Consider the following 23,334-nt stretch of genomic DNA (forward strand, 5'->3'; position numbering starts at 1 on the left):
CCTATCTTCTTGATTGCGCTCTTGATATAGTGTGACTTTTTTTTAAAGTAATTTTTAGCTGTTTTAGTCTATACCAAATTGAGTTTATTCCAAATCCAAGATTTTGTTTCATCTCTGCCAGAGTATGATCTGGATTCTTTGTAACATATTCTTCGAGTATTTTGGGGTCTATTTTTCGAATAAAGCTACCGTTTTTAGATGGCTTGAGGCTTTCACCAGCAGCTTTCTTTTTTAACCAACGGTACAGAGTTGCTATTCCTATCTCCATAAGCTCTGCTACCTCAACCTTTGTCTTACCTTTTTCTATCATCAATACTGCCTTTTCCCTTAAATCCACACTATATGCCATTATAACTCAAATACTTTATTATACCTTTATCATTTACTTTAGGAAATACTATAGTACTTCATTTCTTTCTCTTACCTTTTGCCACTCTTGTTTGGTATATCCTTTCACTACTTTACTGACTAATTGCTCTGCCGTTAGCTGCTTAAAATATTCAGGTGCATACTCAGGAAAATGACAATATCCTGCTGGCACTTTCTCTTTTTCCCCGCTTTTTAAAATATTAAGTAGCTGAAAAAGCTCTGATTTTAATATCGATACTCCTACTGGCCAGAGCTTTATTCCTCTCTTTAGCTTTTGACCACCAACTGTTATATCTACTCTACTTGGGCTGCTAAGTGGTACTAGTGCTTTATTTACACCTTTCACTGCCATTACTCTTCCCGATCCTTGATGACTTCTCACCCAGTTGTAAACTTCCTGCGTTGCATACCCTGCATCAACCGCCATCATGCTTATCATATATTCAAGCCCATTTTCACCGATAAAATGATGATTTAAGAGCTCAGAGAGTTTTCCCCATACTTCTCCACCTCCTGTATCTCCTTCAAATACTCGATAGTCTATTGACCAACTTTCACGGCTTTTTCCCCAGGCTACAACTTCTACTTCTAACCGATCTTTTTGGACATCTACTCCTGCTGTGAGAACTACTTCGCCTTTTGGTACTGTGCCTATGGGGAAAAATTCTCTTCTGTTAAATAGTTGCTTCCAGTCTGGTACTTCTCCTTTGTCTACCCAGGTTTCTCCAAGCGTAGTATTTATCCAAACCTTCAGTAATTGTTCACTTTCCTTTGCATGCAGAAAATCCTCTACTGCTTGTTGCCAACTATACCAGCCAACTGGACTATAAAGACTTGAAAGATGAAATCCTTTTTTCTCACCTTTTACTCTACTAGTAGGCCTCCATTCTCCACGCTCAAGCATCTCTGTCTTTTGATGATTTTCTATCTTTTCACCACATTCTACACATATATAGTGTGCTGTATTTGGATTTTTATCTTCCCATTTTATTTGTGACCACTTTAGAACTTGATAGTAATTACAATGCGGGCATGGTACAAAAAAGTATCTCTTATCTGTTGCTTCAAATTCCTTCTCAATTCTGCTTATTCCATGAATTGTTGGTGTTGATACTAAAAAAATCTTTCGCTGTGCAAATGTATTAGTTCGAGCAATACTAAGCAGTACTGGATCTCCTTCTCCTCCTGAATCTCCTGGGTAGGCATCTATTTCATCAAGAAAGAGATATTTTACTGGCATAGATCTCAGTGCTACACTGCTATTTGCTCCGGTTATTACTACTATTCCACCTGGAAATTCCTTACTTTGTACAGTATTGCCTGAGTCTCTTGACCTTGGGTCTTTTACTTTACTCTTTAAACATGGCGTACTCTCTATTAACGGCGCAAATCTTCCTTTTGACCAACGTTTTCCCATTTCAACTGTTGGCTGCACAACTAACATTGGACCTGGTGTCTGATCAATGATGTAGCCAATCCAATTGTTACCAGCTTCTGTTCCTCCAATCTGCGCTCCTTTCATGAATACTACTTTTTCTGCTGGTGAGAACGGAGAAAGTGAATCCATGATTTCTTTTAAATAAGGAGTTCTTTCCGTTCTCCATTTACCTGGCTCTGATGCTGCAGTTGGCGCTAAAACTCGATACTCATTCGCCCACTCTGATACTTTAAGTAGTGGATCTGGTCTTAAACCTTCAGAAAAAGATGTAGCATAGATCATACCTTAACCCTACTTATTGCTGGTTCTATCTCAACATCATTAACAGTAGAACTACATTCCTCCAATTCCATAAACATCTTTTTCTGAAATTCATTTTCTATATACCTTTTGCTCATCTCACTTATCATTATTGCTATAATAAGCGCAAATATTCCTGTTATTGTTGCAAAAATGATTGCATTGCTTATTGTTGTTGTTATCAACCCTATATATACTGCTACTGCTGTTGCGCTGACTGTAGTATAGATGCAGATAATATTATTATGTTTTTTCGTCCTTTTATCTGCTATTTCTCTCTGTGCTATATATTTATTATGAAGGGTTGGAAAATTAACAACGGTATCTTGTATCTTGAAAAAAGCATCTAATGTTTTAAGCTTAAATATTAGATGGAGGAGGAAGAACTCTGAAACCTGTCCAAGATTAAGAATCTGCTCGTGAGATAAGAGCTTCCTCCTCAAAAGTATAGGCTGGACGGTATCATAGAAAAACCTAAGTGGTTCTAATTCTGTATTCACAAGGTAAGCCTTACTTTTCATTTTAATAGTAACGTACGGGGTTATATATGATCAACAATTTTTTAGGCATAGACATTTCAAAAGAACGTTTTGATGTCTTTCTTTCATTCATAAGCAAAAAAGGAAAACGTGAAGCTAGGAAAAGGAGCTTTAAGAACGATGATAATGGGTTTCAAGGTCTACTGAGCTTTCTACAAAAACATAACGTAGAACAAGTGAAAGCTTGTATGGAAGCTACTGGTTGTTATAGCGGAGCTTTGGCTGAATTTCTGCACAATACTGGGCATTTTGTTAGTGTTATAAATCCTTATTGTATTAAATCTTATGCGAGGAGTAAGCTTGTACGACAAAAGAATGATCAGACTGATGCAGAAATTATTGCTGATTATTGCCAAAGACAGGAACCTTCTCGCTGGACACCGCCTTCTTCTGAATTGAAAAAACTAAAACATCTTTATCGCTGCTCGGCTGCGTTAAAAGATGAATTGACATTAGTAAATAACCACTTAGAAAAAAAAGAGAGACTGCCAAAAGAAGTTGCAAATGCTTGGGAAGACCTTGCAATGAACATAGAACAAAAAATAGAAACAATAAAAAACTCTGTACGTGAACTACTAAAACAGCACAAAGAATTGTTGGAAAATTTTCAACTTTTATTAACTATTCCAGGAATAGGAGAGGAATCAGCAATAGCTATTTTAGCTGAAGTTCCTGACATAAAGGCTTTTAGAGATGCCAGGCAATTGGCAGCATATGCAGGAGTTATACCACGAAACATAACGTCAGGTTCATCTGTACATGCCAAGCCCAGATTAAGTAAAGTTGGTTCGCGAACATTATGTAAGGCACTTTTCTTTCCTGCTATAGTAGCTAAGAATCACAATCCTATCATTATGAGCTTTTGCCAAAGATTAAAGGAAAAGGGTAAGCATAATATGGCCATCGTTGGTGCTGCAATGCGTAAACTACTCCATATTATTTTTGGTATCCTGAGATCCAAAAGTGCTTTTAATCCTGACCATATTAAAAACTACAGGGCTAGGAGGTTGACTGAAGTTTTAGTAATTTAAGATGCTACCATCTAATATAAAATAGTATTTTATATAAATTCGTTTAATGTAGTTGGTTAATGTATATGTTGATAAGTAAATTCCTGCTGTCTTATATATAAAACTAATTTACTTATCAACATATACATTAACTATAATAATCTTTATACCACTAAACAGTTGGCAGTATTTTGTGATTTTACAATACAGCTTAAGGTTCAATTTTTATAATTTTTTTGTTGACTGACGAGACGGTATCTCATATTTGCCACAAAAACTGTGAAGAGGCGTTCAATGAAACAGACAAACCTCTATGCAAGGCTAGATGTGACGTTTTCTTTCCAGTGCCTGAACCTCGTTCACAAATTAGTGAGAAATTAATAGATATTGCAAACAATCTCCGTTTTGAGAGTGCACAATTATCGTCTATGGCAGATGAAATAGACGCTTACAATTCAATGTCTATTTAATCAAAAAAATGTAAGTCTATTTTTGTACTCTATGACCCTAAATTTTCATCAAAATAAGCTGTCTTATCCTTTTTTTCTTTATACTCTTCTGCTGTATCTAGGGGTTGCTTTTTAGCTGTAATGTTTGGCCATTTTTGCGAATATTCTACGTTTATATTGTAAAATGATTTAAAGATTTTTTGTTCATTATTCAGTAAGCCTTCATCTAGCTCTAGAATATCTTTTATGGAATCATCAGTTACAATTGCATCTACTGGACATTCAGGTATACACACTCCACAATCAATACACTCATCTGGGTTAATCACGAGCATATTTTTACCTTCATAAAAGCAGTCAACGGGACATACTTCCACACAGTCTGTATATTTACATTTTATGCATTTATCTGTAACAAAATGCGTCATAAAACACTGTATATTTACATTATCTTGGGTACACTAAATTGATAAGAAATTCAAGCCTTTTATGAAGATAAATAAATTAAATAACGAAGAATTAGAAATATGGCTAAGCTTGGCTAGAACTGTGGGACCAGTAAAGTTCTTTAGTATACTTAGAGCATGTGGGTCGCTATATGAAGTGCTTAAATATCTTAATAAGTTGACTAACAAGGATTATGGAATTCAAAATGCACGAGAAGAAATTAAGAATGCAGAAAAAATTGGAGCCAAAATAACACCAGCATGTGATCCAGATTACCCTGATATTTTAAGGAATATCTCTGGTTTTCCTCCTGTAATAACTATACTTGGTGATGTATCATTATTAAGTCGTGAGATAATTGCAATAATCGGTGGACGTAATTCTTCAATGAATGGAAGAAATTTTGCCAATAAGTTGGCACTCGATTTAAGCCAAGCTGGTTTCATCATAATTTCTGGGCTTGCAAGAGGGATTGATACTGCAGCAAACAGTGTAATATACAAAAATTACCCCACTATTGCTGTCACAGCAAGCGGAATTGACGTAGTATACCCAAGAGAAAATTTTGAGTATCCGTTCAGAGGTGTGGTTTAAGAAACAACAGCTAGCAGGTTTTGAAAAGGGTTTAATTCCTTTTGTTTCCAAGTCAGATACAACGAAATTATCCGCTCAAGAAATCTATTCCCTCGCTCTGACTGTGCAAAATATGAATTCTTACGATAGACAACATAATGCCGTATCTGTCGCTCAACATGGTTATTCGTTAATGGAATATTCTCTGGGTCATCCAAAAATGTCCACATCATTGACTCGGATTTTATAATACCCTTTACCGTTCGTGAAGCTCCTTTTGCTTCAAGTATATAAGATATTTTTATCATGCAGTACTGTATGTATCTTCGTAATTCTTTAGCTTGCTTAGTGAACTTTGAAATACTAATTTCATTTTCTGACAAAGCGTTTTTTAATACAAACAATCCATTAGCTGCGTCTTTTAAACAATGGCCAAGTCTCATTACTTCACTATTCCAACTATGAGATAACCTCTCGAAATTTCTCAATAAGTGAGCCCAACAAATTTGTCGTTTTTCATCACTGAAGTGGTTGTAAACTGCATATCTGTCAGTAATTACCAGGTTTTTGTAATCACAAAATGCACTATTCTTTAAAAATTTCATTCCTCTTGTATCTGCTAACTTCATAAGACTTGCTTTATTGTTGGCAAACATCCAGCACCATCCCAATTTGCCTTTGTTGTAGTGACTGGTTTCATCAATATGCAAAATTTCGCTTGCTTTTATTTCTTCCTCTATTTGTTCATAGGCTTCTTTACATTTTGACGAAACCCTTGCTTCACTATTGGACACACTACCAACACTTATACTCATGTTAAAGATGTCTTTCATAATATTCGCTATTTCTCGCTTTGAATTCTTATAAAACCCACTTAGTGATGCAACTACTGACTTAACTCTAGGACCAAAGGTATCCGGTGTAACTCCTTCTGGTAATTTGCTACTCCTTCTTTTTCCGCATTTACGACAGCGACCATGTTCTAATTGATACTCAACTACGTAAGGCTTAATTTCTGGTAAATCAACTTTTTGATAGACATATGGTTTTTCCGATATTGCGATTTCTTCACCACACTCGCATCTATTTGGTAACTCTACCTTCACCACCTCATCTGCTTCCATTTTAGCTCGGCAATTCCCCTTATGTCCAACTTGACCACCTATCTTCCTGCCGCCCTCTGACTTATCTTCTGGTGTGTCTTTTTTTATTTTGTACAGCTCTTTTGAACTTGGTAAAGATGAATTCCTTGAGTTTAAGCCGAGTCTCTCTCTTAGTTCAGCATTCTCTATTTCTAAGATTTTATTTTTTTCTTCAATCTTTGCTACTTTCTGCTCTAAGTTTTTACATAACTCTACAATACTGATCAACAATTGAAGCATCTAGCCTTACTTTACTATCAACATTTTGTGTTATTACTACTTTAATATATTATGTCAATTGTTTTTTATCCTTGCCACACCTCTGAACGGATACAATAAATATATATAGAAGGTACCGTTTTAAAGAGCACAAAAGGAATACACAGTAAAAGCGAGAAGAAGTTGAGAGTATGTATGGAAGCAGTGTGGAGAAATGGCTGCCAATGATCAAAAATTTACTGCAATTACAGAAGTATACATAAGAGGTTTAAAAGGTGGTGTAAAAAGGGAATTTTGGCAAAATGACTTAAGTATGCACAACAAGATCCAGATTTGCATAATTGATGATCAGATGTCATTCATGCTCAGCCTATATATAGAAAAAATTCTCAAGCTCAAGAGGGCTTAGGGTGGAACTAAAATTCATGGACTTGTTGACGCACGTAATTAATTTCTTTTTTTAAGTTAATTAATGTTAACAAGCCACGTCTGCCTGTAATCAGGTTAACACCAAAATATAATGTAAGAGAAGAAATGGGCAGTGCTATGGTTAAATACAACAATTTTTGTTTCTTTCTAACCATGCTTCCATATGAAAAACATATGACATAAAAAGGCAAACAAAAAGCTAAGAACCTTGACGCGCTTTACATCTCGGCTTTACCTTATTTATAATATAAACTTTACCACCCCTTTTCACAACTTTACAATTTTTATCTCTGTTACGATGAGATTTTAGTGACCCTTTAACTTTCATATCTATAGTAAGAATAGAATTACCTTACATTATGATCACTGACAGAGAGTTAGTCAATTGATAAATTTTTCACATTTTATTAAAATATTGTATAATTGTTGCTGATACTTCTTCGATCGACCTTTGCGTAACATCAATAATTGGCCAGTTATTTTGCTTAAAGAACTCCTCCGCTTCTTTAATTTCCTTTTCTACTTTTCTAGGGTCAGCATATATATTATTACCTTCATTATTAATTGAAGTCAGTCTATTTTTGCGTATTTCTATTAGCCTTCTTACGTCTATTGTTACTCCTATAGTCAGTTTATTTTTTAATTTTGCTAAGTCGACGTAAAAGGGTATCTCGCTAACAAAAGGAACATTTGCAACTTTATAGCCTCGGTAAGCTAAATACATACTGGTGGGAGATTTTGATGTGCGTGAAACTCCAACCAAAATTATATCGGCTTTATCAATATCTTGAATATTTTGTCCATCATCATGATTAATGGTATAGTTTATTGCCTCAATGCGCTGAAAATATTCGTTATTTATTTCAGTATATAGGTCAAGTTTTTCATCTTTTTCAATTTCAAGATAGGATGAAATTTCTCTAATAATATGTGATAATATTGCTCTATATGGAATTTTTAACTTGATACAATTATCTTTTAGATATTTTCTGAGTCCATCATCAGTAATAGTACATATAACAAAGTTATGCTCATCACTTTTTCTATTAATTTCCTCTAAAATTTTGTCAATCTGCTCTTCTCCTTTTACGAAAGACCAAACATATTCGATCGTTTCTACAGAACGAAAGTGTTTCAGAGCTGATTTTGCAACTGATATAACAGTTTCACCACTTGAATCTGACACTAAGTGTAGGTTAAGCTTTTTAAGGGTCATCAACGTTATACTAAAAATAATAGCAAGCAATCTGCTACTGAAATTGTGCTAATTTATTATACTACGTAAATATAGAAAAACTATCTTGTTGATAAAACTCAAACTAATTGATAAATTCTTAACACAATTATTCTCAAAACGAATGTTTTTATTAAAGCCTACAAATTTCACTTCTTTTGCTAAAAAAGCTCTACCTTGGCTTGGGATTATTTGTTTCGCATGTTTTTTAATTGGAATGTTCTTGGCATTATTCTTCTCCCCAGGAGATTATAAACAAGGAGAAATCGTACGAATTATGTATCTTCATGTGCCTTCTGCATGGCTTGCTCTTGGAATATACGGACTCATTGCATCACTCAGTTTCATTTCGTTGGTATGGAACAATAGCGTTGCTAGTGTCTTAGCACATGCCGCTGCTCCTGCAGGGACAGTCTTTTCGGCAATATGCTTAATCACAGGTAGCGTCTGGGGAAAAGGAACATGGGGTACTTGGTGGGTATGGGATGCAAGGCTTACTTCAATGCTGATTTTGTTTTTTCTGTATGTTGGTTATCTTTCATTGTGGAGCGCTTTTGATAATCAAGCAAGAGCAGAGAAATCATCAGCAGTATTTGCCATTTTTAGTGCTATAAATATTCCCATAGTAAAATTTTCTGTGAATTTATGGTCTACTCTTCATCAGCCAGCAAGTATTTTTAGAAAAGGTGGAGTAGCAATAGAAGGTTCTTTACTGCTGCCACTCATTGCAATGTTTATATTTTGTGCAACATTCTTTTTAGTAGTGTGGATACTTAATGCCCTTCATTTAATTAATTTGCAGAAGATAAAGAGAGAAATCAGCATGCGATATTAGGTATATAGTTCCAGAGTGTAATGTTGTGAACAGCGACAGAGATTAAAATGTAGAGCAATCATCCATTGGCAAGTTCCAGAACTAATTACGTACAAACCACACTTCAAGATTATATAGTATTTTCTAAAATGGATGATAAAGTTCCATTATGGTATTACCAACCAAAAGCTGTAAGTCTGTATATTTATACATGAGAGGTCTGAGGCGGCTTTTGATGGTATGCCAACAGTATTCTATAGGATTCAAATCTGGTGAATATGTTGGAAGATACAGCAAATGACAGCCAAAAGACTCTATTAATGATTTTGTTTTAGTGGTCTTATGAAATGTAGCATTATCCATAACTATAGTTGTGCCAAGTGGCAATTTAGGTAATAACATCTTCTCCAACCATGTATTGAATACCTCTTTGTCACACCCACCTTTGAAAGTCATTGGTGCAATAAATCTCTTTCCAATCCACCCGGCTACTATACTGATTCTCTCTCGAGTTCTCCCTGGAATATCTGCATAAATTTTCTTTCCTCTTGGAGCGCGTCCATATTCTCGGTATAACTTATTATCAACTCCTGCTTCATCTATATATAAGATGCTGGAATGGTCTATTTTTGAGATTTTATCAATAAATTGCTCCCTATCTTCTTGATTGCGCTCTTGATATAGTGTGACTTTTTTTTAAAGTAATTTTTAGCTGTTTTAGTCTATACCAAATTGAGTTTATTCCAAATCCAAGATTTTGTTTCATCTCTGCCAGAGTATGATCTGGATTCTTTGTAACATATTCTTCGAGTATTTTGGGGTCTATTTTTCGAATAAAGCTACCGTTTTTAGATGGCTTGAGGCTTTCACCAGCAGCTTTCTTTTTTAACCAACGGTACAGAGTTGCTATTCCTATCTCCATAAGCTCTGCTACCTCAACCTTTGTCTTACCTTTTTCTATCATCAATACTGCCTTTTCCCTTAAATCCACACTATATGCCATTATAACTCAAATACTTTATTATACCTTTATCATTTACTTTAGGAAATACTATAGTAGAAAAGAAGCTTACGAAATGTGAAGAGGAGGTTAAGCGAGCAAAAGCAGAGACTGAGTGGTATAAAAAAATAGCTGAAGAATGTAAAAAAGGAAGTGGTACGGGCGAACCTGTTACCGATGAAGGAGAGAATGAAAATGGAGAAATTACATCTCGCAAAGTAACCTCAGATTGTTCCAAGTATGAAAATTGTGGGCCGTATTCTCATTTTTATAAAGTTGATAATAAGATAGGTTGTCAAGGTTTTAGTGCATCTGATTTACTAAAGGAATTATATCCTGAGATGTACAGTAATCCTAAGATTGCAAAATATATAGAAGAGGGAGCAAATGGTAATTATGGTGCAGTAAATTTTAAATTTGCCTTTACAGAGGATCTTAATTCAATATCCTGGCTTGGTAATATAGAATGTGAAAAATATGTCGATGATCAAATAGAGTTAGCGTGTCAAGAAGAAGAGATTAAGAGTTTCTGCTACCCGAACGTTTACCGTAGTAATCCAGAATTCAACAAGAGCTTTTTTTCCAGAGGAGCATGTCCTAATCTCTTTAAAGAGTCCAGTGAAACAAGTGTTGTAAAAGCAAAACAAGTTGCACCATTGATACTTGTTAATACCTTAGGACAAATGATAGATAAAGAAGGTAATAACACTAAAGTATACTATGATGCATTGAAGCGTTATCTAAATGATGATGGTAAAATCAAGGATTGTGGAGACAATCAAAAGTGTAAGGATTATATTCCAATTATGGAGAAAGTTGCATGGAATAGTGATAAGGAAGTACTATTAAAAACTGCTGTTAATAATACACAAGAAGCAAATCCTTACTATTATGGAAATGAGGATAATTCTACTTCCGTTGAATTTGGTTCTATATAAGGCTGAATTTGTCTAATTTTTTCTACACTAGACACAATGTAGTCGTATCTGAACAAATACATAACCTATATAAAGAGGACGTAGGTACCATCTGTCCTTTTAAGGCATTTATGTCAATGATATGCGTAATCCATGATTTTAAACATGATGATCCTCCTAAGTAATACAAAAAAACTCAGAAAAATGTATATAGCTATGATAGAAGTTATCTATACATAAGTACAATATACTTTAACTAGAGATTATAAATTAATGAAGTTGAAAAGTCTGCAGACGAAGATAGATTTCGAGCTCTAGAATATCTTCACTATCAAAATAACAAAGCTGTCAAAATTTGTCAAGTAATTTTTATCGCAACTGTACAAACATTTCACAGGACAAATTTAAAATGCTGTAAAATAGTGTCTGTTCAGACGCATGTGAAACCAGTGCTTCTTTTCATCCTACTTCCATGCGGCTAAACCTTTTTCATAATCTCCTATCTATCATTTCTTAAACCACTCCCCTGAACGGATACAATTAAATACATTTTTAACATTTTTATAGAAAACTATTAGTATAGATTTGTATGCTGCCCTCATGGCTATTTTAAAATGTTTAATACTCCTTTTCATTATTTCTTGTACACATCTACCTAACAAGCAACATTCTGTTAATATAGACAATTATAAGCACGATTATTCGTTGCAACAATATAATACTCCTTTGAAGAATAACGAACCAGCAATACCAGAAATGATACCTTTACCGGTAGAGTTTCCCGATCTTACAACCAGTAACCAGTTTCTTTCGATTAATGTTGATGAAAAAGTACCAGTAAAGGATTTACTGATTGAGATAGGAAAACTTTCTGACGTTAACTTAGACATAGATCCCCAGATATCAGGTAATATTATTTTAAAGCTAAAGGATAAGAATATAAATGAAGTAATTCAGAGTATAGCCAACAGCGCCAAATTGCGTTACTCAATGAATAATGGTGTAATTAGAATTGAACAGGATTTGCCATACGCACAAAATTATTACGTAGACTTCATCAATATTCAACACTCTGCTCAAAGCAATTTTGTCGTTAGTGGCAATGTTACAAGCAGCGATGCTGACAGGAATGTTAGAAAGTCTCAATATAGCAGTGACTTATGGAGTTCATTAGAAAAAGGCTTAAATGCAATAATGGATGTTAATGGAGTGGATGATGGTGAATTTCTTTCATCCAACAGAGAAGCTGGTGTCATTATTCTGAATGCCAGGAAGGATATTCATAAAGCTGTTGAAGAATATATTAATAAAGTTAAGAGACTGGCGTCTTCTCAAGTAATGATAGAGGCCAAAATAGTTGAAGTTGTATTAGACGATAAATACCTTTCTGGTATCAACTTAAATGATTTGCATAATGAAACAAAATCTATAACAAATCAAGATAGTTCCATTACTAGCCTGGTAATGAACTCTGATTTAGAAAATTTAGTAAAAACTTTAGACAAGTTTGGCACTTCAACCGTAATTTCAAGCCCTAGAGTACATGCTATAAATAATCAGCAAGCAATGATTTCATTTACTAAAAACCATATCTATTTTACTTCCGATATACAGAAAGATACCGGAAACTCCAATCATGCCTTAATTACCAAGATGAATAGCACTCCAATAGGTGTGGTGTTAATAATCCACCCAAGCATTAACATTGATACTAACGAAATATTTATGGATATACACCCAACCTTATCAAGAATTAACAATTACACTAAAGACCCAAATATAGAATATGTCGCACAACAGAATAAAATGAAATTAAATAGTGACATTCCAATTATTGAAACCAGAGAAATGCACTCTACGTTAAAAATTAAGAGCGGCGAAGTTATGGTAATTGGTGGGCTTATAGAGCATAGAAAAGATAACCAAAACTTATTGCATCAAAAGTCAAAAAAACTGGCTAAGACAGTAGAAACCGTCATCTTCCTGAAAGCAACAATCGTACCAACACTTGGTTTATTAGATATAAAAGATAGGAATTTATATATATATTAAACGTATCCGTTCAGGCAATGGTATCAACTTAAGGAAAGATGTTGGGGTTGCTATTATGATAAGAAGAGAGTATCAGAATGATAATTAAGACAGCTTAATCATAAATCTGTTGCGGTAAATTTAAGTTACTTTAGTCATATATTAAAGTTTTTAAACAGGTCTTAGTTTACTTACTTTATTGTTTTCTTTATTATCAAATATTGCTTTAAATAATATGGAGGAGCACATTGTCAGCAATTGCCGTTATTGATTTTGGTTCACAGTTTACACAGCTTATTGCAAGACAAATCAGGGAAATGGGCGTTTACTGTGAAATATTTCCAAGCAATATTGATTTCGAAACAGTATCAAAATTCAATGGATTTATTTTTTCTGGAGGACCGCAATCTGTAAATGACAATTGCTCTGAAGTAAGTGAAGTAGCACATAAAATTATAAAACTTAACGAAACAATAAACACTCCTATACTTGGAATATGTTATGGACAGCAACTCATTTGTCATTATTTCGGGGCAAAGGTAAGAAAAGAATTCAATCAGGAATTTGGCAAAACTAAAATCAAGATACTAAAAGAATCCCCAATTATAAAGGATACTTGGGACGTTAATTCCGAAGTCGATGTGCTAATGAACCATGCAGACAGTGTCGAAACTATACCGCAAGGATTTACTGCTATTGCCTCAGGTATAATAAATCAAACAATCGCAATAATTGCCAACGAACAGCGGAAGATTTACTGTACTCAGTTCCATCCTGAAGTTAAGCCTACGACAAATGGTAGTAAACTTCTCTCTAATTTCTTAGATATTGCAAATTGTGAGAGAGATTGGACAATGAAGTCATTCATTGAAAAACAGAAGGAAAAAATTCAAAACTTAGTAGGGGAGAAAAAAGTAATTGCTGCAGTAAGTGGGGGGGTTGATTCAAGTGTTGCAGCAGTTCTTACACACAAAGCTATAGGAAAACAATTAAACTGTATTTTTATCGATACTGGGTTATTGCGTAAGAGCCAGACCACTGCTATGTTAAAAGAAATTCCAATAAATTACGTTGATAAATCAAACTTGTTTTTAAGTAGGTTAAAGGGAATAACTGATCCGGAAGAAAAGCGAAAAATTATCGGCAATACTTTTATCGAAGTATTTGAAGAAGAGGCAAAAAAAATAGGTGATGTGGATTTTTTAATGCAAGGCACCATTTACTCTGATGTAGTTGAATCAGGTCACGCTTCAGGAAACACTAGTACAATTAAATCTCATCACAATGTTGGTGGGTTGCCAGAAAAAATGAATCTGAAACTAGTAGAACCTTTACGTTATCTCTTTAAAGATGAAGTAAGGCTGCTTGGCAAAGAAATTGGGCTTTCAGATGAGATAATATTTCAACATCCATTTCCTGGACCTGGACTTGCAGTGAGGATCATAGGTGAGGTTGATGAAGAAAAGGTACGAATATTGCAAGAAGTAGATGAAATATATATCAACACAATGAAAAATTATGATCTGTATGATAAAATATGGCAGGCTTTTGCTGTACTGTTACCAGTAAAAACTGTGGGAGTTATGGGAGATAATCGTACATACGGATATGTTTGCGCTTTAAGGGCTGTGACTTCATCTGATGGCATGACAGCTGATGCATTTCCATTTGAAAATAAAGATCAACATTCGTTAGTATTTTTGAGGTTTTTGCAAGACGTCAGTAGTATAATTGTTAACAAAGTTTCCGGAGTAAATCGAGTTGTGTATGATTTAACTTCCAAGCCACCAGCAACTATTGAGTGGGAGTAGCAATAATTTCATTCCAGTTTCAGCTACTCGAATCACACCAAAGAGGCTGGTTGCATAACTCAAATTTTAAGGAAAACTATTTAATGTCATTCCAGCGCGTGACGCTGGAATCCAGAAAAAAAGAATAATGGATCCCAGTGTCAGCTACTCGGATGACATCGAAATGTTCGTACAGATATTCGTCACACACCGGAATAAAAATTAGACTTTTGCTTTGTGGAAAATAATTTCAAGGCCGCATTGTCTTTATTTTGCTTATAGCTTCCACAAGCAGTGCAAACATAAATGAAGAATACAAATATGCTTTTGGTAGCTCTATGTGAAGTCCTTCAAGTATTAAATATATACCGATGAGTAAAATAAATAGAATGGCAATTACTTTTAAGCTTGGGCTGGATTTTATTAACTGAGCGGTATAACTTGATGAAAATAGCATTGCTAATATGGAAAATGTAAATGCTATAGCAATGATTATCATATTATGAGTTAATGCTATAGCAGTTAATATTGAATCAACAGAAAAAACTAAATCTATTAATATAATTTGTAGCACAACTAAAAAAAATTGTGATTTAACGTTTGCCTTTGTTTTGTTCTCCTTATGTACAAAAATTTCGCTCCATAACTCCATAGAACTTTTAACAATAAGAAATAACCCTCCTGCAATCATAAGCAAATCTTTTACTGAAATATCTAGTGATACAGAGTGAAATATAGGCTTTTCCATTGATAATATATGTGATATAAAAAATAGTATTACAAAACGCATCAATAGCGCCAAGCCAAAACCTATCAGGCGGGCTCTTTCTCTCAGCAGATTTGGCACCTTATCTATTGCTAGAGAAATAAAGATTAAATTGTCTATACCAAGTATAGTTTCAAGTAGCGTAAGTATCAATAAAGTCCAAGCATCAGCTAGCATTTTCATTCCAAAGTCAGATTTTGTACTTTACAATAGATGTGTAAAAATTAAGTAACTTCGACTAGGTAATTAAAAAATCAGCCTTACCCGGAAAAGAAAGAGGCAAAAGGGCATTTTTATAATAAAAGTACTTTTGTAAGAGAAATAATGAAATTAAAAATCTAACTCTCTTTACGAAAATTTTAAATAAATTGTAAAATAGTTGTACCATGAAAATATATGCCTTCTTTGTAGACTAAGATTTTTCTTTAAATTAAGATAGATACACGATAAAAGGAACATATGACAAAAGAATCATTAGCAAAAACTGATATAGTAAAAGTTGAAGATAAGAAAGCAACAAAGGGCTTTTTTAAAATATTAGGTGAAGTAGCAGATGCTGTAAGGTCATGGGTTGGCAATATTGGCCCTGATTTAAGTAGTAGTCGCGATGTCGATAGTTTAGTCTTGAAGATGAACGAATGCTTAAACCCAAAGGGGGATGAAGTCTCAGCACGTAAGAACACCGTATCTCTTGGTAATTTGTACTTGAGTTTATCAGAGGCAGGTCAAATAAAATTTTTACAAACCCTGGCAGAAAAGTTCAATCCAGATAAAACGAAAATAGATGAAGAAATAAAAGTATATAAGAAAAATCAAGATTTTGAGTCGAGCTATAAGTTTGAACAAGACTTAATAAAAGTCCTTGAATCACCACGCTCTAAAATATTGAAGCAGTTTATCTCCTTACCGGAGGGCCTTAAGTTTATTGTTGATATGCGTTCTGATGTACTCAAGCTGAAGAATCAATATAAAAGTCTAAGTCCACTAGAAAACGAATTAAAAAGTATACTTTGTACTTTGGTTGATGTTGATCTACTTGATCTTCATCAAATCACCTGGGATTCACCTGCATCATTGTTGGAAAAACTTATAAAATACGAAGCTGTACATAAAATTTCCTCTTGGGGTGACTTAAAAAACAGACTAGATTCTGATCATCTCTGTTTTGCTTTCTTTCATTACAAAATACCAAATGAACCTTTAATTTTTGTAGAGGTTGCACTGATGAATGAGATTGCAGATAGTATTCAACACGTTTTGGACGAGTCAGTTCCTTCAAGTGACCCAAGCAGTGCAAGTACTGCTATATTCTATTCAATATCAAACACTCAAACTGGTTTATCTGGAATTAGCCTCGGTAACTTTTTAATAAAGAGAGTCGTAGAAAAACTATCGCAAGAATTTAAAAGCGTAAAAGTGTATGCAACTCTTTCTCCAGTTCCTGGATTTACAAAATGGCTAAAAAATCAAGACGTAGCTTTATTAGGTAAGCTTAATATAAAACAATCAGGTACAGAAATTTTAGAAAGCATAAAAACTAACATTGAATGCGAAAAACAGTCCCTACTGAAACTTTGTGCACATTATTTGCTAAAGGTTAAGAGCAGTGGTGGGGGTGCTTATGATCCAGTAGCACACTTTCATTTAAGCAATGGTGCATCAATCAAACAAATCAACTGGATGGCTGATACTTCTGAAAAAGGCATTAGTCAGTCAGCCGGAATAATGGTGAATTATTTGTACGAATTACCTAAAATAGATAACAATCATGAGAATTATATGATTAATAAAGCGATTTCTCATTCAAAAAAAGTGTCAGCTATGTTAAAGGAATAATAGGAAGTGTGCAAGCATGTAGAAAGTGCTAACATTTCCTAATGTTTATGTATATAATATTAGATAGTTTTATGAGGTAAAGTATATGGTTTTGAAAAAACTTCAAGGTATCAAAAAAGAACGAGAGAAGTCAATAAAGAGCAAGTCGATAGTAAAGTCGCCTGTATCTAATAATTTAGTTGATGATATTAAAGAAAGTCTGGAGTCAATTAAAAATGGTCATAGTGAAGAAGAAGAAATAAAAAAAGAGCTTCTGTCTATCTGTCGATTGCTTAAAGAGGAACGTAATATTATTGAAGAGGACTGTTGGGACAGCTTGAGACATTCTTTAGCTAACAGTGAACCTTTGAGTGATAAGTATAATATTGAAGTAGCTTATGAAAACTTAAATATAGTAGTACAAGCTTTAAACCTACTTCATAATGGTCAAGTAAATGAAAGAGAAGCACTTGATGCAGCTTTATCACTCCAAACAAAAATGAAAGAAGCGCTAGAAAAAACGCAACAACAACAAAGTGCAGCAAGGCAAAAAGAGTTAGAAGAGAAAGCTAAAGAGGAGTTTGGCAAGTACATAGAAAACGGTACTATTGATACAGTATCAATTGCAAGTGATAAGAATACAAATCTTCTTTGTACAAAAATCAAGCTAAAAGACAACAATAAAAACACAGATATTAGGGTAAGCTAATTTTTAAATAGTGAATTTTGTAAAGAAAACAATATTGCTAGTTTCTCTCTTTCAAATGGTGATCAAAAAGAAGTTGTCTACGGTTTTGTAGACGAAAATGGAGTGAGGTGTTATAGTTTAGGTACTGCAGCTCAATATGGAATAAAGTTTAACTGGTATGTAGATGGAAAAGAATTTAGCATTACATTAGGTGCTAACAGTGATGGCAGCATTAGAGTAATAGGCGATAGACCCACTGATAAAGATTTAGAAGAAAATAAAAAAGATGTAAAAATTAAAGCTGGTAATGCTTACCTAAGCCTTGCTGATGCAGTAAAAATGTGTAGACAGCAAGAAGATCCAAGTAGCACAGTGAAGCAAGCATCAGCTAATGAGCATTGCCGGCCATTGGCAAGGACTTCAGCTTAATGTTTTTAGCAAAAAGAGATATAAATAATTGCTCTTGTAATACTTAAAATGTAAAATAGATCTACTTAAATAAGTAGATCTATGAACAATATAAGAAATTTTGCAATAATAGCACATATAGATCATGGGAAGTCAACTCTTTCTGATCGTTTGATAGAAGAATGTAACGGTCTTGAGACAAGGGAAATGACCAATCAGGTACTTGACTCAATGGATATAGAGCGTGAACGCGGAATCACAATCAAAGCACAAACGGTAAGACTCAATTACACTGCAAATAATGGTAATCAATATTGCCTCAACCTCATGGACACACCAGGTCATGTTGACTTTTCATATGAAGTCAGCCGAAGCTTAGCCGCATGTGAAGGCTCACTTTTGGTAGTAGATAGCAGCCAAGGAGTTGAAGCTCAGACTCTGGCAAATGTCTACAAGGCAATTGACAATAATCATGAGATAATAGTTGTGCTTAATAAAGTCGATCTTCCTGCTGCAGATCCAGAAAGGATAAAGCTTCAGATTGAAGAGGTAATCGGAATTGATGCAACTGAATCAATTTTGATATCGGCAAAAACTGGTCTTGGGGTAAAGGATGTACTTGAAGCTATAGTGACAAAACTTCCCGCTCCTCAAGGTGATACAAATGCTCCACTGCAAGCAATTTTAGTTGATAGTTGGTATGATCCTTACCTAGGAGTAGTAATTTTAGTGCGAGTTAAAAATGGAGTACTAAAAAAAGGCATGAGAATCGTTATGATGTCTAATAATGCTACATATCAGGTCGATAATATCGGTATTTTCACTCCTAAAAAAGTTATGACTGGTGAACTTTCAGCAGGTGAAGTTGGTTTTATAACTGCTTCAATGAAAGAAGTAGCAGACTGCAAAGTAGGAGACACTATTACTGAAGAGAAAAGGCCGTGCAGCAAGGCATTACCTGGCTTTAAAGAAGTACATCCTGTAGTATTTTGCAGTATTTTTCCCAATAACACAGATGATTTTAAATATTTAAGGGAAGCACTAGAAAAATTACATTTAAATGATGCTAGTTTTACATTTGATGCTGAAACGTCAAATGCGCTAGGTTATGGATTTCGTTGCGGTTTCTTAGGAATGCTACATCTTGAAGTCATTCAAGAAAGACTCGAAAGAGAATTTGATTTAGATCTAACAGCAACTGCACCGAGTGTTATATATAAAGTTGCAACACAAAATGGTAAAGTTTTAAATATCCATAACCCAAGCGATATGCCAGACCCTACAAAAATTGAAATAGTGGAAGAACCGTGGATCACTGCAACTATAATGGTACCTGATCAATATTTAGGAGAGATTCTATCTCTGTGTGAAGAGAGGAGAGGAGAACAGCAGGATTTATCTTATGTTGGTAATACGACAACAGCACTACTGAAGTATAAATTACCGCTGTCTGAGGTTGTTTTTGATTTTTACGATAGACTAAAATCAATTTCCAAGGGATATGCAAGTTTAGATTGGGAAATATCCGATTATCAGGAAAGTCAGATAGATAAATTAAGTTTTTTAGTTAATGGAGAACCTGTGGATGCGTTAGCCTGCATTGTTCATAAAAGCAGGGCAGAAAAAAGAGGCCGTGAAATATGTGCACGTTTGAAAGACTTGATACCACGCCAGCAATATAAAATCGCGATTCAAGCGGCAGTAGGCGGAAAAATTATTGCTAGAGAAACGATTAACCCGTATAGAAAAGATGTAACAGCCAAGCTCTATGGTGGAGACGTCACACGAAGGATGAAGCTGCTTGAAAAGCAGAAGAAAGGTAAGAAAAGATTGCATTCTGTGGGAAACATAAACATCCCACAAAATGCTTTTATTGAGGCTTTGAAAATAAATGATTAATATATATCCAAAAACATAAATTTAAAGAACTAAGTGATATTTTCTCAATAAATTTACTGACATTGATATGGGTAAATTTGAAATAGCTATGTGAATTTGTAAAACACTATACAAGATACCATACAACGAAATCATCCCAGTGTTAAACGCTGGGATGACAGAGAGCAGCTCAATTGCTCCACTCAATCAGTAAAAATCAGATATATGTAGACATTGGCTAAAACCATTCCAACAACATTTTAGTGAAACTTAACAAGCTTATCTATAGTTTTAGTGATGATTCTTGGAGTATTTGGAGAGACTTCTGAGCCCAGTTTATTTAACCGCTCTATAGCAAACCCGCTGTTCTCATTTATTATGAAATCACATAAAATATTTTCTATATCTTTAATAACACTTTCATGCTTTCTCAGAGGATGGTTATTCGGATATCTATGAATGGTTTTGATGCTAGAATACTCAACGAAAGCTTGATCTTTAAAAGCAAGTTGTCTCAATTTCTCTTTGAATTTTTCTTCTTCATCTCTTGCTAAAAGGCAAGACTTTATCAGTGATTTTATAATCGAGTTTATAGCCTGATGTATTTCAGAATGCACTATAACTTTGATGATATTTTCTTCCACTATGCAATCATAAGTGCTTTTTTCGCTCTTTAATGACTCTATAAGCATTTTGCTATTTTGCGAATTCAATTCTAGATTCTCTTCACTTATAGGAGTCATTATAAAGGTATTCTTATTTACCCTGATGTAAAATTGTGGCAACCCTTTAGAACAGGCAAATGCTACATCCTTAGACTCAAGTGCGTGATTGTATGAAGAAGAAAGGGTGCTTGCTATAACGCTACTTGGTACTTTCATTCCATGATTACTTAGGTGATTTAACACATTCTCAACATCATGATATGTAAAACCTGTATCTTTTATCAATTCAACAACTTCTATGCAATTGTGTTGTTTATACTCTATTGTCACTTCTTCTGTAAAAAGAGTTTTAGCTGCTATATGCTTATCAAGCACTGTGAAAATCTTGATGAAACTCTCTAAATCTTGTTTGTTAATTAATTCAATACTAATTAAGTTGTTGCTAACAATTATAATATTTTTTATCATTTTTTCCCACTAAAAAAACTCACTAGATGAATTGTATTTTTAATTCATTAAAAATTGTTTAAAGTGGGTATGCCAGCAACGGTAAGACAAAAAAATCACATAAAATCTTCATTATGTATTATATTACATCCCTCGTGTTCATCACTGCCGCTTGTGTAAGCTGTTGCATTAATGCTATCTTCATTGTTATTTAACATATTATCCAACTTTCCTTCTTTTTCAAGATCCATCAATTTGTCACATCCAGCAATATGATGTAAATAATCACCATTTTCATCAGTAATAAAAATTTGTGGAACTGTCCTGACGTTATATTTTGATTTTATACCGTCAAACAAATCCGAGTTTCTAAGTACATCAATTTCTTCGTATTTCACACCTTTTTCATCCAATAACTCTTTTGCTTTCTTGCAGAATGGGCAGTACTTCTTCACATATATTACAACTTTTCCTTTAGTGTTTTTCACGATTTATCTCCATAGTTCATAAAATACAACTATTATATATAAAAAATATATATAAAATATCAAATTGTATGAAAATTATTTACAACTGTGAGCAAGGGATAAAAGATAATGTGGCACTAACTTTCGGAAATTTTGATGGCGTTCATTTAGGACATAAGTTTGCAATTTCCAATCTAAAGGAGGTAGCACAAGAAAGAGGATTACCCTCTGCAGTTTTAACTTTTGAGCCTCACCCATCAACTGTTTTATTTAGTAGGAACAATTTTAGGTTAATAGACCAAGAACAAAAAAAGGAACTAATCAGCAGCTATGGTATAGATTACTTGTATATTATTAATTTTAGTAGAGGTTTTTCTGAGGTTAGCTGCGATGACTTTATTGGTAAGATTTTGGTAAAGAAGTATGGTGCTAAACATATAACTGTTGGAGAAAGTTGTACTTTTGGTCACAAACGATTGGGTAACATATTAACTCTAGAAAAATATTCTCAGATGTATGAATATTCTTTAACTAAATTAGAGCCATTGATAATCGATAGAAAAATTTGCTCTTCTTCCTCAATCAGGGAGTGTTTACAAAAAGGCGAAATAGAAATTGCTAATAAATTGCTTGGTAGGTCTTATCAAGTTTCTGGTATTGTAACAAAAGGTGTATGTAGAGGTAGAGAAATAGGGTTTCCAACCATAAACATTCCGATAGAAGATTACATGATAAAACCTAAGCTTGGTACATATTACGCCAAAGTTGCATTTTCTGAAAATAGTTCAAGTTGGCTATATGGAGTAGTCAACATTGGTATGAGACCTACATTTAAGGACTTAAAAAAACCTATAGTAGAAATGCATATATTTGACTTCAACGAAAATGTATACAATTTTAAGGTTGACATACAACTTTTAAAATTTATTAGGGCAGAAAAAAAATTCCATAGTATTAACGAGTTAACAAAACAGATAGACCGTGATATAATGAAGGCTTACCAGTTAAAGATAAACTTATGAAAAGGATATGTTTAGTTATTATATTGATTATAGTATCATTCGATCAAACAAGTAAATTGTATATAAACTCATTGATTGATGAGGGGGAGTCAATCGAGATTACTAGTTTTATGAAATTAGTTGAAGTTTGGAATTCAGGAATTAGCTTTGGAATGTGTAGTACTCTGCCGCATGGCAGCTTCTTTTTTTCGGTATGTTCAATATTAATAATTGGTATACTTGCATACTTGATATATAAATCTAATGATAAGTCAATTTACCTTAGTTTTTCTCTGATGATTGGTGGAGCGATCGGAAATGTAATTGATAGAATCTATTGGGGCGCTGTATATGATTTCATATATTTTCATATCAATGATTGGTATTGGCCAGCCTTTAATTTAGCTGATCTATTTATAGTTTGTGGAATGTGTACATTGTTATATAAGTGGTATATATATGATAGGTCTATCTCTAAGCAAAATGAGGAATGAAATA

24 protein-coding genes and 2 pseudogenes are annotated in these 23,334 nt (G+C 33.9%); 14 read left to right on the top strand and 12 right to left on the bottom strand.

All coding sequences use genetic code 11. The annotated features are described in order from the left end of the window. Position 1: 1 nt before the first annotated feature. The 3 genes and pseudogenes from OM962_RS06515 to OM962_RS06525 form a co-directional block, all read right to left on the bottom strand. Complete coding sequence (locus tag OM962_RS06515) at positions 2 to 349, bottom strand: IS630 transposase-related protein (RefSeq protein WP_213864026.1); 348 nt, start codon at positions 347 to 349, stop codon at positions 2 to 4. A gap of 48 nt (positions 350 to 397) precedes the next feature. Further along, positions 398 to 2,089 carry a phage terminase large subunit family protein gene (locus tag OM962_RS06520; protein WP_264331205.1) on the bottom strand — a complete coding sequence of 564 codons (1,692 nt, stop codon included), beginning with the start codon at positions 2,087 to 2,089 and terminating at the stop codon, positions 398 to 400. Then, positions 2,086 to 2,436, bottom strand: a pseudogene (locus OM962_RS06525) (ankyrin repeat domain-containing protein); the annotation flags it as partial. The gene OM962_RS06520 and the pseudogene OM962_RS06525, both read right to left, overlap by 4 nt. 218 nt (positions 2,437 to 2,654) lie before the next feature. Here OM962_RS06525 and OM962_RS06530 point away from each other — a divergent pair. Further along, positions 2,655 to 3,677, top strand: a complete 1,023-nt coding sequence (locus OM962_RS06530; RefSeq protein WP_264331199.1) for an IS110 family RNA-guided transposase — start codon at positions 2,655 to 2,657, stop codon at positions 3,675 to 3,677. 218 nt (positions 3,678 to 3,895) lie between these two features. Then, positions 3,896 to 4,126 (top strand): hypothetical protein, encoded by a 231-nt coding sequence (locus OM962_RS06535; protein WP_264331207.1) that lies wholly within the window; start codon positions 3,896 to 3,898, stop codon positions 4,124 to 4,126. A gap of 29 nt (positions 4,127 to 4,155) precedes the next feature. On the opposite strand, the gene OM962_RS06540 is transcribed toward OM962_RS06535, so the two are convergent. Next, on the bottom strand, positions 4,156 to 4,533 hold the full coding sequence (locus OM962_RS06540) for a ferredoxin family protein (RefSeq protein WP_254229739.1): 378 nt from the start codon (positions 4,531 to 4,533) through the stop codon (positions 4,156 to 4,158). 61 nt (positions 4,534 to 4,594) lie between these two features. Between OM962_RS06540 and OM962_RS06545 the strand changes: the two are divergent. Further along, positions 4,595 to 5,122, top strand: a pseudogene (locus OM962_RS06545) (DNA-processing protein DprA); the annotation flags it as partial. A 20-nt stretch (positions 5,123 to 5,142) separates the two neighbouring features. Here OM962_RS06545 and tnpC read toward each other — a convergent pair. After that, positions 5,143 to 6,495, bottom strand: coding sequence for an IS66 family transposase (gene tnpC, locus OM962_RS06550; protein WP_264330459.1), 1,353 nt, complete (start codon positions 6,493 to 6,495; stop codon positions 5,143 to 5,145). Positions 6,496 to 6,700: 205 nt separating this feature from the next. Here tnpC and OM962_RS06555 point away from each other — a divergent pair, with 205 nt between their 5' ends. After that, on the top strand, positions 6,701 to 6,895 hold the full coding sequence (locus tag OM962_RS06555) for a hypothetical protein (protein ID WP_264331209.1): 195 nt from the start codon (positions 6,701 to 6,703) through the stop codon (positions 6,893 to 6,895). Between the two features lie 219 nt (positions 6,896 to 7,114). Here the strand turns inward: OM962_RS06555 and ykgO are convergent, their stop codons facing one another. Together ykgO and OM962_RS06565 are read right to left on the bottom strand one after the other, a co-directional pair. Further along, the gene (gene ykgO / locus OM962_RS06560) at positions 7,115 to 7,243 is read right to left on the bottom strand and encodes a type B 50S ribosomal protein L36 (RefSeq protein ID WP_006015378.1); all 129 of its coding nucleotides are present in this window, start codon (positions 7,241 to 7,243) and stop codon (positions 7,115 to 7,117) included. Positions 7,244 to 7,312: 69 nt separating this feature from the next. Continuing rightward, positions 7,313 to 8,131 carry a pyruvate, water dikinase regulatory protein gene (locus OM962_RS06565; protein ID WP_264331331.1) on the bottom strand — a complete coding sequence of 273 codons (819 nt, stop codon included), beginning with the start codon at positions 8,129 to 8,131 and terminating at the stop codon, positions 7,313 to 7,315. Between the two features lie 142 nt (positions 8,132 to 8,273). Between OM962_RS06565 and ccmC the strand changes: the two genes are divergently transcribed. Continuing rightward, the gene (gene ccmC, locus OM962_RS06570) at positions 8,274 to 8,984 is read left to right on the top strand and encodes a heme ABC transporter permease CcmC (RefSeq protein ID WP_264331332.1); all 711 of its coding nucleotides are present in this window, start codon (positions 8,274 to 8,276) and stop codon (positions 8,982 to 8,984) included. A gap of 123 nt (positions 8,985 to 9,107) precedes the next feature. On the opposite strand, the gene OM962_RS06575 is transcribed toward ccmC, so the two are convergent. Continuing rightward, entirely contained in the window at positions 9,108 to 9,608 is a 501-nt protein-coding gene (locus tag OM962_RS06575; protein WP_319606738.1) for an IS630 family transposase, read from the bottom strand. 10 nt (positions 9,609 to 9,618) lie between these two features. Beyond that, positions 9,619 to 9,966, bottom strand: a complete 348-nt coding sequence (locus OM962_RS06580) for an IS630 transposase-related protein (RefSeq protein WP_213864026.1) — start codon at positions 9,964 to 9,966, stop codon at positions 9,619 to 9,621. A 338-nt stretch (positions 9,967 to 10,304) separates the two neighbouring features. Between OM962_RS06580 and OM962_RS06585 the strand changes: the two genes are divergently transcribed. From OM962_RS06585 to guaA, 3 genes are all read left to right on the top strand, one after another. Beyond that, positions 10,305 to 10,901, top strand: coding sequence for a hypothetical protein (locus OM962_RS06585; protein ID WP_264331210.1), 597 nt, complete (start codon positions 10,305 to 10,307; stop codon positions 10,899 to 10,901). Positions 10,902 to 11,465: 564 nt separating this feature from the next. Beyond that, the gene (locus tag OM962_RS06590; RefSeq protein ID WP_264331211.1) at positions 11,466 to 12,932 is read left to right on the top strand and encodes a type II secretion system protein GspD; all 1,467 of its coding nucleotides are present in this window, start codon (positions 11,466 to 11,468) and stop codon (positions 12,930 to 12,932) included. Between the two features lie 227 nt (positions 12,933 to 13,159). After that, the gene (gene guaA, locus OM962_RS06595) at positions 13,160 to 14,722 is read left to right on the top strand and encodes a glutamine-hydrolyzing GMP synthase (protein WP_264331212.1); all 1,563 of its coding nucleotides are present in this window, start codon (positions 13,160 to 13,162) and stop codon (positions 14,720 to 14,722) included. Positions 14,723 to 14,951: 229 nt separating this feature from the next. Here the strand turns inward: guaA and OM962_RS06600 are convergent, their stop codons facing one another. Beyond that, complete coding sequence (locus tag OM962_RS06600; protein WP_264331213.1) at positions 14,952 to 15,644, bottom strand: TerC family protein; 693 nt, start codon at positions 15,642 to 15,644, stop codon at positions 14,952 to 14,954. 282 nt (positions 15,645 to 15,926) lie between these two features. On the opposite strand from OM962_RS06600, the gene OM962_RS06605 reads away from it, so the two are divergent. The 4 genes from OM962_RS06605 (at position 15,927) to lepA (ending at position 20,277) form a co-directional block, all read left to right on the top strand. Continuing rightward, complete coding sequence (locus OM962_RS06605) at positions 15,927 to 17,303, top strand: malonyl-CoA decarboxylase (protein ID WP_264331214.1); 1,377 nt, start codon at positions 15,927 to 15,929, stop codon at positions 17,301 to 17,303. A gap of 85 nt (positions 17,304 to 17,388) precedes the next feature. After that, positions 17,389 to 17,991: a hypothetical protein gene (locus OM962_RS06610; protein WP_264331215.1), complete on the top strand. Its 603-nt coding sequence runs from the start codon at positions 17,389 to 17,391 to the stop codon at positions 17,989 to 17,991. Between the two features lie 102 nt (positions 17,992 to 18,093). Beyond that, complete coding sequence (locus OM962_RS06615) at positions 18,094 to 18,399, top strand: hypothetical protein (RefSeq protein ID WP_264331216.1); 306 nt, start codon at positions 18,094 to 18,096, stop codon at positions 18,397 to 18,399. Between the two features lie 81 nt (positions 18,400 to 18,480). Further along, positions 18,481 to 20,277: a translation elongation factor 4 gene (lepA, locus tag OM962_RS06620; RefSeq protein WP_264331217.1), complete on the top strand. Its 1,797-nt coding sequence runs from the start codon at positions 18,481 to 18,483 to the stop codon at positions 20,275 to 20,277. 239 nt (positions 20,278 to 20,516) lie between these two features. Here the strand turns inward: lepA and OM962_RS06625 are convergent, their stop codons facing one another. Together OM962_RS06625 and OM962_RS06630 are read right to left on the bottom strand one after the other, a co-directional pair. Next, entirely contained in the window at positions 20,517 to 21,389 is an 873-nt protein-coding gene (locus OM962_RS06625) for a hypothetical protein (RefSeq protein ID WP_264331218.1), read from the bottom strand. Positions 21,390 to 21,484: 95 nt separating this feature from the next. After that, positions 21,485 to 21,856: a glutaredoxin gene (locus OM962_RS06630; protein ID WP_264331219.1), complete on the bottom strand. Its 372-nt coding sequence runs from the start codon at positions 21,854 to 21,856 to the stop codon at positions 21,485 to 21,487. Between the two features lie 68 nt (positions 21,857 to 21,924). Between OM962_RS06630 and ribF the strand changes: the two genes are divergently transcribed. Next, positions 21,925 to 22,857, top strand: a complete 933-nt coding sequence (ribF, locus tag OM962_RS06635; RefSeq protein ID WP_264331220.1) for a riboflavin biosynthesis protein RibF — start codon at positions 21,925 to 21,927, stop codon at positions 22,855 to 22,857. Next, positions 22,854 to 23,330 (top strand): signal peptidase II, encoded by a 477-nt coding sequence (lspA, locus tag OM962_RS06640; RefSeq protein WP_264331221.1) that lies wholly within the window; start codon positions 22,854 to 22,856, stop codon positions 23,328 to 23,330. The genes ribF and lspA overlap by 4 nt, the downstream gene beginning before the upstream one ends. Positions 23,331 to 23,334: the final 4 nt, after the last annotated feature.

The organism is Wolbachia endosymbiont (group B) of Erebia ligea (assembly GCF_947179575.1).
Taxonomy (GTDB): Bacteria; Pseudomonadota; Alphaproteobacteria; order Rickettsiales; family Anaplasmataceae; genus Wolbachia; species Wolbachia pipientis_C.

Coding starts and splice junctions, on each gene's coding strand:
- lspA (WP_264331221.1), top strand. CDS start 22,854: ATGAAAAGGATATGTTTAGTTATTATATTGATTATAGTATCATTCGAT.
- OM962_RS06565 (WP_264331331.1), bottom strand. CDS start 8,131: ATGACCCTTAAAAAGCTTAACCTACACTTAGTGTCAGATTCAAGTGGT.
- OM962_RS06625 (WP_264331218.1), bottom strand. CDS start 21,389: ATGATAAAAAATATTATAATTGTTAGCAACAACTTAATTAGTATTGAA.
- OM962_RS06530 (WP_264331199.1), top strand. CDS start 2,655: ATGATCAACAATTTTTTAGGCATAGACATTTCAAAAGAACGTTTTGAT.
- OM962_RS06610 (WP_264331215.1), top strand. CDS start 17,389: ATGGTTTTGAAAAAACTTCAAGGTATCAAAAAAGAACGAGAGAAGTCA.
- ribF (WP_264331220.1), top strand. CDS start 21,925: ATGAAAATTATTTACAACTGTGAGCAAGGGATAAAAGATAATGTGGCA.
- lepA (WP_264331217.1), top strand. CDS start 18,481: ATGAACAATATAAGAAATTTTGCAATAATAGCACATATAGATCATGGG.
- ccmC (WP_264331332.1), top strand. CDS start 8,274: ATGTTTTTATTAAAGCCTACAAATTTCACTTCTTTTGCTAAAAAAGCT.
- OM962_RS06600 (WP_264331213.1), bottom strand. CDS start 15,644: ATGCTAGCTGATGCTTGGACTTTATTGATACTTACGCTACTTGAAACT.
- OM962_RS06555 (WP_264331209.1), top strand. CDS start 6,701: ATGGCTGCCAATGATCAAAAATTTACTGCAATTACAGAAGTATACATA.
- OM962_RS06515 (WP_213864026.1), bottom strand. CDS start 349: ATGGCATATAGTGTGGATTTAAGGGAAAAGGCAGTATTGATGATAGAA.
- ykgO (WP_006015378.1), bottom strand. CDS start 7,243: ATGAAAGTTAAAGGGTCACTAAAATCTCATCGTAACAGAGATAAAAAT.
- OM962_RS06520 (WP_264331205.1), bottom strand. CDS start 2,089: ATGATCTATGCTACATCTTTTTCTGAAGGTTTAAGACCAGATCCACTA.
- OM962_RS06585 (WP_264331210.1), top strand. CDS start 10,305: ATGTACAGTAATCCTAAGATTGCAAAATATATAGAAGAGGGAGCAAAT.
- OM962_RS06580 (WP_213864026.1), bottom strand. CDS start 9,966: ATGGCATATAGTGTGGATTTAAGGGAAAAGGCAGTATTGATGATAGAA.
- OM962_RS06605 (WP_264331214.1), top strand. CDS start 15,927: ATGACAAAAGAATCATTAGCAAAAACTGATATAGTAAAAGTTGAAGAT.
- OM962_RS06540 (WP_254229739.1), bottom strand. CDS start 4,533: ATGACGCATTTTGTTACAGATAAATGCATAAAATGTAAATATACAGAC.